At 65.7% G+C, this 11,651-nt stretch carries 10 protein-coding genes; all 10 read right to left on the reverse strand.

The window, feature by feature from the left end; translation table 11 throughout:
* Window positions 1–2 precede the first annotated feature (2 nt).
* From LMTR3_RS14270 to LMTR3_RS14315, 10 genes are read right to left on the reverse strand one after another with little or no spacing between them, the layout of a single operon-like run.
* The gene (locus LMTR3_RS14270) at window positions 3–1,583 is read right to left on the reverse strand and encodes a xanthine dehydrogenase family protein molybdopterin-binding subunit (RefSeq protein ID WP_065745720.1); all 1,581 of its coding nucleotides are present in this window, start codon (window positions 1,581–1,583) and stop codon (window positions 3–5) included.
* Window positions 1,584–1,594: 11 nt separating this feature from the next.
* Entirely contained in the window at window positions 1,595–2,074 is a 480-nt protein-coding gene (locus LMTR3_RS14275; RefSeq protein ID WP_065745721.1) for a (2Fe-2S)-binding protein, read from the reverse strand.
* Window positions 2,075–2,080: 6 nt separating this feature from the next.
* Window positions 2,081–2,899 (reverse strand): FAD binding domain-containing protein, encoded by an 819-nt coding sequence (locus tag LMTR3_RS14280; RefSeq protein WP_065745722.1) that lies wholly within the window; start codon window positions 2,897–2,899, stop codon window positions 2,081–2,083.
* Window positions 2,900–2,915: 16 nt separating this feature from the next.
* Window positions 2,916–3,359, reverse strand: a complete 444-nt coding sequence (locus LMTR3_RS14285; RefSeq protein ID WP_065745723.1) for an SRPBCC family protein — start codon at window positions 3,357–3,359, stop codon at window positions 2,916–2,918.
* Window position 3,360: 1 nt separating this feature from the next.
* A complete protein-coding gene (locus tag LMTR3_RS14290) occupies window positions 3,361–3,798 on the reverse strand; it encodes an SRPBCC family protein (RefSeq protein ID WP_065745724.1) in 438 nt (145 codons plus the stop codon).
* 9 nt (window positions 3,799–3,807) lie between these two features.
* Entirely contained in the window at window positions 3,808–6,705 is a 2,898-nt protein-coding gene (locus LMTR3_RS14295; protein ID WP_065745725.1) for a flotillin family protein, read from the reverse strand.
* A gap of 24 nt (window positions 6,706–6,729) precedes the next feature.
* Window positions 6,730–7,563 (reverse strand): phosphoenolpyruvate hydrolase family protein, encoded by an 834-nt coding sequence (locus tag LMTR3_RS14300; RefSeq protein WP_028347174.1) that lies wholly within the window; start codon window positions 7,561–7,563, stop codon window positions 6,730–6,732.
* A 2-nt stretch (window positions 7,564–7,565) separates the two neighbouring features.
* On the reverse strand, window positions 7,566–9,800 hold the full coding sequence (locus LMTR3_RS14305; protein WP_065745726.1) for an ABC transporter permease: 2,235 nt from the start codon (window positions 9,798–9,800) through the stop codon (window positions 7,566–7,568).
* Entirely contained in the window at window positions 9,793–10,575 is a 783-nt protein-coding gene (locus LMTR3_RS14310; RefSeq protein ID WP_065745727.1) for an ABC transporter ATP-binding protein, read from the reverse strand. Before LMTR3_RS14310 ends, LMTR3_RS14305 begins: the two co-directional genes overlap by 8 nt.
* Window positions 10,568–11,650, reverse strand: coding sequence for a branched-chain amino acid ABC transporter permease (locus tag LMTR3_RS14315; RefSeq protein ID WP_065745728.1), 1,083 nt, complete (start codon window positions 11,648–11,650; stop codon window positions 10,568–10,570). Before LMTR3_RS14315 ends, LMTR3_RS14310 begins: the two co-directional genes overlap by 8 nt.
* Window position 11,651: the final 1 nt, after the last annotated feature.

The following is an 11,651-nucleotide window of genomic DNA, read 5'->3' on the forward strand; positions in this document are numbered from 1 at the left end:
GGTCAACGTCTCCTGGTGCCGAAGACGGAGGAGAAGCGGGTGGCGCCGTGTGACGGCGCCTGCGGTCTCGGGGAAGGCGGCGGCGTCGGCGCGGGAGGCGGTGGCTGAACAATTGCAGCGGGCGCGCGATCATAGGTGGTCCGCTGTTGTGACACCGCGGCGCGTTGCGGCACAGGTTCGAGCGGCGTCGGCGATATTGCCGCCCGGCTGCCGCCGCCATCCTTGCGCGAGGACATCCGCTTCATCTCCTCGCGAAGCGGCCACTTGGCTTTTTCGGCGGCGACCTGGACGCATTCGATCAATGCGGTGTTCTTGGCCTCGCGCCGGTGCGCCTTCATGTCGCCGTCGCGATAGGCGTTGAGGATGCGGAACTCCATCGGGTCGATGCCGACGAGATGCGCGAGCTTGTCCATCTGGCATTCGAGCGCAAAGTCCATCGCCGTGACGCCGAACCCGCGCATGGCGGTAGCAGGCGTCCGGTTGGTGAATACGCAATACACGTCGCCATGGACGTTCGGGATCGTGTAAGGGCCGGGCAGGTGGGCGACGCATTTGACGACGGCGTAGCTTGAAAGCCTTGTATAGGCACCGCTGTCGAAATAGGCGCGGATCTTCCGCGCGACGATACGACCGTCGCGCATCACGCCGTCCTTGATGTAGATGCGCTCGGCGCCGCGCGGCGAGCCGAACTGCATCTCCTCTTCGCGGCCGAGCTGATAGCGCACCGGGCGCCCAGTCAGCATTGCGCCGAGAATGGCGAGCGGCTCGGTCAGCGTATCCACCTTGCCGCCGAATCCGCCGCCGACGGTCCCGCCGATGAAGTGGAAGGTGTTGGAGGGTACGTCGAGGATTTTGGCGCAGGTATCGAGCGAGAAGAACAGCGCCTGCGTCGAGGTATAGACGACATAGCGGCCGTTGGTATCGGGGGCTGCGATCGAGCCGTTGGTCTCGGTCGGCGCATGCTCGATCGGCGACATCTGATAGCGCTGCTCGAGCACATGGTCGGCCTCGGCAAAGCCGCGCTCGACGTCGCCGAAGCGCAGCTTCTGATGATCGTAGACGTCATGGTAGACGAATGTGTTCTTGGGGTACGTCTCGTTGACGACGGGCGCGCTGGGTTTCAGGGCTTCCTCGACGTCGAACACCGCCGGCAGCGGCTCGTAGTCGACGCGCAGTTTCGCCATCGCCTCAAAGGCTTCACGCGGGCTGTCGGCGACGATGGCGACGATCGGCTCGCCCTTGTAGCGCACCTTGTCGACCGCGAGCGACGGCTCGTCGTCCTTGCCGAAATTGATCAGGCTGAGCAGGGTGTTGAGATTACGCGGCACGTCGGCCCCGCGAATGATGCGCCGCACGCCGGGCGATCGTTCCGCTTCCATCGTATCGATGCGGCGCAGGCGGGCATGCGCGTGTGGGCTGCGCAGTACCTTCAGATGGAGCATACCCTGCAGCTTATGGTCGTCGAAATAGGTCGAAGTGCCCGTGACATGGCCGAGCATGTCCTGGCGCTGCGTGCCTTTCCCGATCTCTTTCAGATTATCGTCACGCTCGTCGGCGAAGATGTCCTTGCGCAGTTCCAGCATAGCGGCGTCCTTTAGGCGCGGGCACGCCCGCCCGATGCGGCGGCGAGCACGGCGTTGATGATCGGCTCGTAGCCGGTGCAGCGGCAGATATTGCCGGAGATCGCCTCGATGACCTCGGCGCGGCTCGGCGACGGATTGCGATCGAGCAGCGCTTTCGCCGCCATCAGCATGCCCGGCGTGCAGTAGCCGCACTGGGCCGCGAACTGCTCCATGAAAGCGCGCTGCAACGGATGCAGGTTGGGACCGTTTTTCAGCCCGTCGAGCGTTTCGACGGCGCGACCGTTCACGGTTTCTGCAAGCGTCAGGCAGGAAAGATGCAGCTCGCCGTCGATCAGCACGCTGCAGGCGCCGCAGCCGCCCTGGCCGCAGCCGAACTTTGGCGTCATGTCGCCGATCAACTCGCGCAGCGCGACCAGCAGATTGACGCCGCCATCGACGAATAGCGCGACGTCGCGGCCATTGTGACGAAATTGCAAGGCGGTCTTGGTCATGAAGGCTTACTCCAGGCCGGACAACAGGCGGCGAAGATGAACGCCGACGATCTCGCGGCGATACCAGGCGCTGCCAAGGGCATTATCTGTCGGTGACACGCCTTCGGCGGCTACCGCCGCAGCAGCGTTGATTGCCGCATCGTCAAGCGCGCGTCCCTCCAGGGCGCGCTCAGCGGCCCTGGCGCGAATTTGCGTCGCGGCCATCGAGCCGAGCGCGATGCGCGCACCTGAAATGCGGCCGCCGCTCGAAGGCAGGTGCGCCGCCAGCGTGATCACCGAGCCGCCCTTCGGCTTGATGCGGGCGATCTTGCGATAGCGGAAGGCGTCAGTGCTTGCCGGCCGCTGGCACGAGACGGCCAACACGAGCGCGCCGCTCTGCCGTTCGCGCGATTGCAGGAATTCTTCGATAGGCATGTCGCGGGCGCCAAGACCGCCCTGGACGGAAACTGTCGCATCGAGCGCCAGCAGGGCGACGGTGAAGTCGCCGTAGGGGCTGGGCGCGAACAGATTGCCGCCCACCGTGCCCATGTTGCGCACGGCCGGCCCGCCGATCGAACGAGCCGGCGCGTGCAGAAAGGCGAGTTCGCGCTCGGCCAGAATTCTCGCAAAGGTGACGCCGGCGCCGATCGTGACGCGCGAGCTTGCGACGTCGATGCGGGTCAGCGCCAGGTCGGTCGCGCGCACGACGGTTGAGATCGAGACATCGCCCTCGTTGAGGGCGCGCATGACGAGCGTGCCGCCGCCGAGATAGCGCGCGCTGCGGTCGGACGACAATGCCGACGCCGCCTCGCCAAAATTCGCGAATGTTTTCACCGTGACGGGCATGGCTTCGCCTCTGCTTTCATGCAGCCTCCTTCAGGTGCCGTCGAATGGCGTCGAAGCCGGCTTGATAGATCTGTTCCGCAACCATCTGCGTCAGCCGCTCGGCATCGGCAGGCCGCGTGGTGAACCTGGATTCCCAATGCCAAAACGTGCGGTCACCGTCGGTGACGGGCAGCAGGCGGACATGGGCGACATAGTTGAACATCGGGATCGGCGTATCGAGCAGGCAATAGCTGAAGGTCTGTTCGAGGTCGGACAGGGCGAGCAGTTGTTCGCGCAGCTCCGAGCCGTCCTGCAGCTTGAAGCGACGTACGCAGCCGATCTTGTCGGCGGCCTGCGCGCGCTCGATCGTGCTGGTGGCGACCTCAGGGTGCCAGCGGTCGTGGCCGTTGAAATCGCGCAGCACGTTCCAGACCGCTGATGTCGGCGCGTCGAGGATCGTGCTTTTGACGATATGCGGCAAGCTAGCCTCCGAAAGCGCGCTTGAGCGCGTCGAAACCGCCCTGGAATACGCCGCTGCCGATGTTGCTGACGAGCTCGTTTTCACGCTCGGGCGCGCAGTCGAATTCGGCGGTCCATTCCAGAAAAGTCTGGTCGCCGTCGGTCACGGGCGTCAGCCGCAGCGTTGCGACGTAGTTCTCCACCCCCATCGGCGACTCCAGGATGGAGTAGGTGCAGAACATGTCGTAGTCGGAGAGCCCGAGCAGCTTTTCGCGGATACGATCGCCATTGCGCAGGCGAAAGTCGCGCACGCATCCGATCTTGTCCGCGGGCTCGCCGCCCTCGATGCGGCTCTCCGCAATCGCGGGATGCCAGTTCGGCAGCCCGTTGAAGTCGCGCACGCGCGCCCAGACGCGGTCGTTGCGGGCGTTGACGACAGTGGAAACGTAGACCCGGGCCATGGCGTGCTCTCAACCCTTCTTGCGCGGTCCACGTTCGGCGGGAGGCTCGCCCGCGGCGGGGGGCGAAGCAGGCGCGTCAGGTTTGCCCTGGCCGCCCTTGCGCGTTGCTTCCTTGATACCCTGCATGTCGCGCGCCTCGCGGATTAGACCGGGCATCCTGGCGAGGCTGCCGCCCTCGACGCCGATGTCAGAAAGGATCGAGTCGATCAGCGGCGCCTGCACCCGGTAGCGCAGCGCCGAGTCGATCACTTCGTCGGTCGCGCTGCGGCCGCCATTTCCGCCGCCTCCGTTGCCATTGAGGCCGTCGACCTGGAGGATGCGGATGCCCTCGATTTTCTCCATCGGCTTGACGCTCTCGCGCACGATGCCCTCGATCCGGTCGAGCAGCTTGCGGCGGAACAGCGAGTAGCGCGCCTGGTCGGTGAGCACGTTCTCCGCTTCGTTGAGCAACCGCTGCGCCTCGGCTTCGACCGCGGCGCGCACGCGTTCGGCGTCGGCAGCGATACGGGTCTCCTCGGCCCGCTTCTCCGCCAGCAGCACCTCGACGGTCTTTTGTCGTTTGGCGATCTCGCTTTCGCGGGCGGTGACGACGCGCTCGGCCGCTTCGGTCGCGCGCACCCGCGCATCCTCGGCGGCCACCTTGGCGGCGGACTCCTCCAGTGATTTCTGGTACAGGGTGATGGCCTTTTCCATCAGCGCCGTTTCGACGTCCTTTTCGCGATTGACCTCGAGTTTCCGCAAGTCCCGCTCGCGGCCGATACGGGCTTCGTCGAGGCCGCGGTCGGAGGCGATGCGCGCCCGCTCGACTTCCTCGCGGGAAGCGATCTCGGCTTCCTGCAGCGCCTGGACACGGCCGACTTCGAGCTGCTCGATCGCGCGCCGGCGAGCGAGCCGGGCGGCCTCCAGCGCCTGTTCACGCGAGACGTCCGTCGTCTCGACTTCCTTGCGCGCGTTGATCTCGGCCTGCTTGACCTGGCGATCGGCGTCGATGCGCTCGGAGCGCTTGGCGGCGAGCGCAATCACGCGCTCCTCGTCGGCGATCTCGACCGCCTTCTTCTGGTCGATGTTGAGCACCTCGCGGGTCTTCGACGAGGCGATACGCTCGGCTTCGAGCGCCAGCTCGACCTCGACGCGGCGCCGCTCGATGGCGTCACGCCGCTTGAGTTCGGCGGCTTCGATCGATTCGGTGCGATCGATCTCGAGCCCCCTGGTTTCCTTCTCCGCCCGGATACGCTGGGCGGCGATCACCTTCTCCTGGGCAATGCGCGCGGCCTCGATGGCTTCGCGCGAGGCGATATCGGCCTCCTCGATGGCGCGGTTGCGCGCAATTTCGAGCGAGCGAACGCGCTCTTCCTGGGCAATACGTGAAGCTTCGGTCGCCTCTCGTGCGGCGATCCCGGCGACCTCCAGTGCCTGGTTGCGCTCGATTTCGAGCTTGCGCGTGGTGTGCTCGGCGCCGATCCGCTCCGCCGCGAGGGTGCGCTCGCGGGCGATCCGCGCGGCTTCCACGGCCTTCTGCGCCTCGATCTCCGCTTCCTGGATGGTGCGGACCTGCTGGATTTCCAGCGAGCGGGTACGCTCGTCGGAGGCGATACGTTCGACGTTGACGATGGTGGTTTGGGCAATGCGGGCCTTCTCGGTGGCCTCGCGCGCCGCTATTTCGGCTTCCTCCACCGCGCGGGTCCGTTCGATCTCGCGCCTTCGGGTTTCTTCCTCGTTGGCGATCCGCGCGTCGGTGACGGCACGGTCCTGCTGGATGCGCGCCTTTTCGATCGCTTCGCGTGCCGTGATCTCGGCTTCCTCGACGGTTCGCGTGCGCTCGATGTCGCGCTGCCGCACCTCGCGCTCCGAGGCGATGCGCGCGGTATCGACCGCGCGCTGATTGGCGATCTTGGCTTTTTCGATTTCCTCGCGCGCCAGCAGTTCCTTTTCCTCGACCGCGCGGGTGCGCTCGATCTCGCGGTGCCTTGTTTCGCGCTCGGAGGCGATCCGCGCTTCGGCAATGGCGAGCTCGTTGGCGATCCGCGCCTTCTCGATCGCCTCGCGGGCGGAAATTTGCGCTTGCTCGGCCTCGGTCTCGCGCAACGCGCGCTCGCGAGCTACTTCGGTGCGCTGCAGCGCCCGGCGCATCTCGATGTCGCGCTCCTGTTCGAGGCGGGCGGTCTCGCTCTCGCGCTCGATCTCCAAGGCCTGCCGCTCGGCATCGAGGTTGCGGGCGCGGATCTTGATCATCGAATCCTGTTCGATGTCGTTGCGCAGCTTGCGCTTGGCCTCGATGTCCTCCATCAGCCGGGTGAGGCCCTCGGCGTCGAAGCGGTTCGACGGATTGAAATATTCCAGGTCCGTCTGGTCGAGATCGGTGATGGCAACCGACTCCAGTTCAAGTCCGTTCTGGGCCAGCGCTTCGGCAGCGGCAGCTTTCACTCGCGCGACATATTCGCCGCGCTGCTCGTGCATCTGCTCCATGGTCATTTCGGCGGCGACTGACCGGATCGCCGAGACGAACTTGCCGGAAAGCAGGGCGTGCAACTGCCCCGGCTCGAGCGTGCGCCGTCCGAGCGTGGCGGCGGCGATCGCGACGGCTTCACGGGTCGGCTGCACGCGCACGTAAAAATCGGCCTCGATGTCGATACGCATGCGGTCGCGGGTAATCACCGCGTCATGCTTGGCCCGCACGATGCCCATCGGCAGCACGTTCATATTGACGGGCGTGTAGTCGTGAATGAACGGCAGCACGAAGGCGCCGCCGTTGATCACCACGCGCTCGCCCAAGAGACCGGTGCGGACGAAGGACACTTCCTTCGACGATCGGTGATAGAGCCAGTTCACGACATAGACGACAATGGCGATCACGACGATCGCGACGATCAGCCAGAGGATCAATTCGCCAACCAGAGTCCCCGACATCTCTTCCTCCCTTTGGTCTCGGCGTTACCGCGCGCCGATCGCCTTGAATTTGCGTACCTGCTCGGTGAGCGCGCGCTCCACCGGCAGGCGCTCCATTGAGGAGGCGCCATAAAAGCCGTGGCATTTGCGCGTGTGTTTCATGATGAAATCGGCGTCGGCGGGCTCGGCGATCGGGCCGCCATGGGCCAGGACCAAAATGTCCGGATTGACGCTGAGCGCGGCTGCCGCCCAGGTGTCGATCTGTTCCGGGCAGTCTTCGAGCTTCGGCGCGGTATGGGCACCGATCGCGCCGCCGGTGGTGAGGCCGAGATGGCAGACGATGATGTCGGCGCCCGCGATCGCCATCGCGGCGGCTTCGCTCTCGCTGAACACATAGGGCGTCGTCAGCATGTCCTTGTCGCGCGCCTTGGCGATCATATCGATCTCCAATGCATAGGACATTCCGGTTTCCTCGAGATTGGCGCGGAATACGCCGTCGATCAGGCCGACGGTCGGAAAGTTCTGCACGCCGGCAAAGCCCAGCGCCTTCAACTGATCGAGAAAGCTGTCCATGTCGCGGAACGGATCGGTGCCGTTGACACCAGCCAATACCGGCGTCCGGGTGACGACGGGGAGCACTTCGCCGGCCATCTCCAGCACGATCGCGTTGGCGTCGCCATAGGGCATCAGCCCGGCGAGGGAGCCGCGTCCTGCCATGCGGTAGCGGCCGGAATTGTAGATCACGATCAGGTCGACGCCGCCGGCTTCCTCGCATTTGGCCGATAGGCCGGTGCCGGCGCCGCCGCCGACGATCGGCTCGCCCTTGGCGGCCATGTTGCGAAACTTCTTCAGGATGGCTGAACGTTCGAACTTCGCCATGGTCACCTCGCGACTTTCCGACGTGTCCCCGGGCGTCCGACCAGGGGACGGAGCGCGTTGACGATGGCGGATGCAAATTCGGGTTCGTTGATGTTGCGCCTGATGCGGATGAGCTGGCGGTTGCCGGTCTGGCGCACGCTGCGTTCCAGCGCTGTAAACAGCGCCGCGTCGGCTTCCGGATCCCAGAACGGCTGGCCCAGCGCGTCGAGTGCGGAGACGCCGCCTTCCGGCAGGAAGAAGCGCACCGGCCCGTCCATCCGGTTGAGTCTCTCGCCGATCCAGCGGCCGATGCGGTCGTTCTCTTCCGGCGTGGTGCGCATCAAGGTCACCTGCGGATTGTGAAGGTGGAATTTGCGCTGGCGGTAGCGTTCGGGAATGGTGTCGGGCGCGCCGAAATTGACCATGTCGAGCGCGCCGGCAGAGCCGATGAAGGGGACGCGGCTGCGGATGATCGCGCCGAAGCGGTCGTCGGTCGCCGGGAACACGCCGCCCATCAGGAGATCGCAGACTTCCGTCGTCGTGAGATCGACGACGGCCGCGAGCATTCCGGAATCGACCAGCTTTTCCATCGAGCGTCCGCCGACGCCGGTGGCGTGGAAGACGAGGCACTCGAAATCGTTGCGCAGATCGGCTGCGATCTTCTGCACGGCCGGTGTCGTCACGCCAAACATGGTGATGCCGACAGCGGGCAACGCAACCCGCGCGTTACGCTCGGCCGCGCCTTGATTTTCGAGACGCGCCTTCACCATGCCGGCGATGGCGTTGGCGCCGTTAGCGAGCACGGCACGCGAGATCGAATTGAGGCCCTGCACGTCGGTGACCGAATACATCATCGTGATATCGGCAGGCCCGACATAAGGGCCGACATCTCCCGACGCGACGGATGAGATGATGAGTTTCGGAACGCCGACGGGAAGGCCGCGCATGCCCGGCGCGACCAGCGAGGCGCCGCCGGAGCCGCCGGCTGAGATGATGCCTGCGACATTGCCCTGACGGCGCAGCCAGTTGGCGAAGGCATCGGCCATCGCGGTCACCGACGCGCCGCGATCGGAGCCGAATACGCCCGACCCGCCGCGGCCATGGTTGAGCGCGATTTCCTGGGCGGAGACGTCGCAGGTGGAGAGCTTGCCGCTGGTGGAGACATCGACCAGGCGCGTCCGCAAATCGTGTCCGGCGACCACGTCGCGGATGAAGCGCAGCTCCTCGCCCTTGGTGTCGAGGGTGCCGACGACGAGAACCACGGGTGGTCCGGACGCGGTTTGAACGACGGCACCGGCCTGGCGTTTCTGCCGTGCGGCGTCTTCAATCCGGGTGATGCCCGTCGAAAGTGTGCGCGCGGCTGCCTCGATGCGCGCAATCGGTGCCGGCTGCGACCAGCGCGTCGGCAGCGTGGGATTGGAGATATAGATGCGGATTGGCGCTGCGCTCGACGCGCGCGGCGGTGCGGGCTGTGCCTTCTCCGCGCTCGCATCTGGAGCTTCGATGTCCGCTTCCGGATCGGCGTGGACTCCAACGACTCCAACACCGAGCAGGCGTTGTTGCAACTCGCGGTCGGCGGCAAGGCGCGCGGAGTCGATGATGCGATTGATGCGGCCATTGACCATGATCGCGACGTTCTTCGAAATCGCCGTCGCGACGCCGATGTTCTGCTCGATCACCAGCACCGACATCTCGCCGTCTTCGGCAAGCCGCACCAGCATTTCCTCGACCTGGGCGACGATGACAGGCGCAAGGCCTTCGGTCGGCTCGTCCATGATGAGGAGATGCGGATTGGTCAGAAGCGCGCGCGAGATCGCCAGCATCTGCTGTTCGCCGCCCGAGAGCTGGGCGCCGCCATGGTCCTTGCGTTCGGCAAGGCGGGGAAACGTCTGGTAGATGCGATCGATGGTCCAGACGCCGCGCCGCATCCCGGCCGCCAGCCGCAGATGTTCGTCCACGCTGAGCGAGCGCCACAGCCGTCGCCCTTGCGGAACGTAGCCGACACCTGCTTGCGCGATCCTCGCCGGGCTGAGGCGGGTGATGTCCTCGCCGCGGACGCGAACCGAACCACCGCTCGCCCGCAGCAAGCCCATGATGGTCTTGCACAGGGTCGTCTTGCCCATGCCGTTGCGGCCGACCACCGAGAACACGCCTGAATCCAGCGTCAGGTCGACGCCCTGCAAGGCATGCGAATGGCCGTAATAGACATCGAGGCCCCGGACTTCGAGGGCAGGCGCTGAACGGCTGAAATCACTCATGGCCGGCCCCCAGATAGAGTTCCTGCACCTCGGGGTCGGCTTCGATCTCGTGCGGCAGGCCTTCCTTGAAGACACGGCCGTTGTGCATCATCGTGACGCTTTCGACGACGCGAAGCGCGACATCCATGTCGTGCTCGATGATGATGTAGCCGATATGGGCGGGCAGCGACGTCAGGATATCGATCAGTTCGCGCCGCTCGGTGGGGGAGAGGCCTGCGGCCGGTTCGTCGAACAGGATGAAGCGCGGCGCGCCGGCGAGCGCGAGCGCGATCTCGAGCTGGCGCTGCTGGCCATGCGCGAGCTCCGCGACCCGCTGCTCCCTCACCGATGTCAGGTGCACCGCCTGGATCAGCGCCTCTGTCGCATGCATGAGGGCATCGTTCGCGCCCGGGCGCAGCGGAGAAAACCGTCCGCGAGAAACGCCGCGGCAGGCGAGGTAGACGTTGTCCCTCACCGTAAGGCCGGGGAACAGTGCTGATATCTGGTACGTGCGGCGCAGGCCGCGCCTGATACGCTCATAGGGCGGGAAGTCGGTAATGTCCTCGCCGAAGAAGCGGATGGTGCCGGAGGAAGGCGGAAAGTCGCCGGTCACGCAATTGAACAGCGTGGTCTTGCCGGCGCCGTTGGAGCCGAGCACGGCGCGGCGTTCGCCTGGGCGAACCGTGATGGTGACGTCGGTCAGCGCCGCGAGCGCGCCGAACAGCCGCGTCACGCCGCGCAGCTCCAGCGCGGCGCCGGCGCCGACAGCCGAAAAGCGTGGTGCGGCGTTATCCATGGCCGTGGCCTCCGCCCGCGCGTTTATCGGCGGCCGCCGCGCCGCGGCGCCACCGCTCCCATAGCCCGATCACGCCATCCGACGACCAGAACACGATGGCGAGGAAGCCGAGGCCGATCAGCAGCCGGAAGCGGTTGCCATCGAGGCCGAACTTGACCAATAGATCGAGCGCGAAGGTACGCAGGATGACGAAGATGAAGGCGCCGATAAAGGGCCCGACGGGGCGGGTGATGCCGCCGACCACGGCGATGATCAGGATGTCGATGCAGGCGCCGACGCTGACCGAGCCGGGCGAAATCTGCCGGTAGTTCCAGACCTGCAGGACGCCGCCCAGTGCAGCGATGAAGGCCGCGAAGGCGTAGGCCGCCACACGGTGCGCGTTGACGTTAAAGCCGAGGGCGGCCATGCGGCGGGGATTGTCGCGCACGCCCTGCAGCGCGAGGCCGAAAGGCGCGCGCGAGACATATTGAACGGCGAAATAGCAAAACGCCGCGACGCCCAGCGTGACGTAGTAGAAGGGAATATCGGAGCGCCAGTCGATGCCCCAGAAGCGCGGCGTGGCGATGGTGTTGATGCCGGTGTGGCCGCCGAAGATCGCCCAGTTCTGGTTGGTGAAATAGTAGAAGGCCGCGCCGATCGCGAGCGTGATCATGATGGTGTAGATGCCCTCGGTGCGCACCGCGAGCGCGCCACCGAGCGTGCCGAAGGCCGTGGCCAGAATGAGCGCCATCGGCGTTGCGAGCCACCATGGCCAGCCAAGGCTGATATTGGTGTTGGCGCTCATGCCGAACACCGCGACCATGTAAGCGGCAAAGCCGGCTACGGTGAGCTGCATCAGGCTGACCATGCCGCCATAGCCCGCCAGGAACATCAGGCTGAGGGCTACGGTCCCGAGGATCAGCGTCGTGGCAAAGATCTCGATCAGGAAGAAGCCGTTGGCGATGAACGGCATGATCAAGAGGATCACGGCCACCAGCCAGACAGCCGGCTTGTTGAATTCCGGCCATGCCAACAACACCGCGCGCACTTTTGCCGGCTGACTGGTCTCTTGATGCGCGCCCTGGACCAACGACATG

The sequence above is a fragment of the Bradyrhizobium sp. LMTR 3 genome (assembly GCF_001693485.1).
Taxonomy (GTDB): domain Bacteria; phylum Pseudomonadota; class Alphaproteobacteria; order Rhizobiales; family Xanthobacteraceae; genus Bradyrhizobium.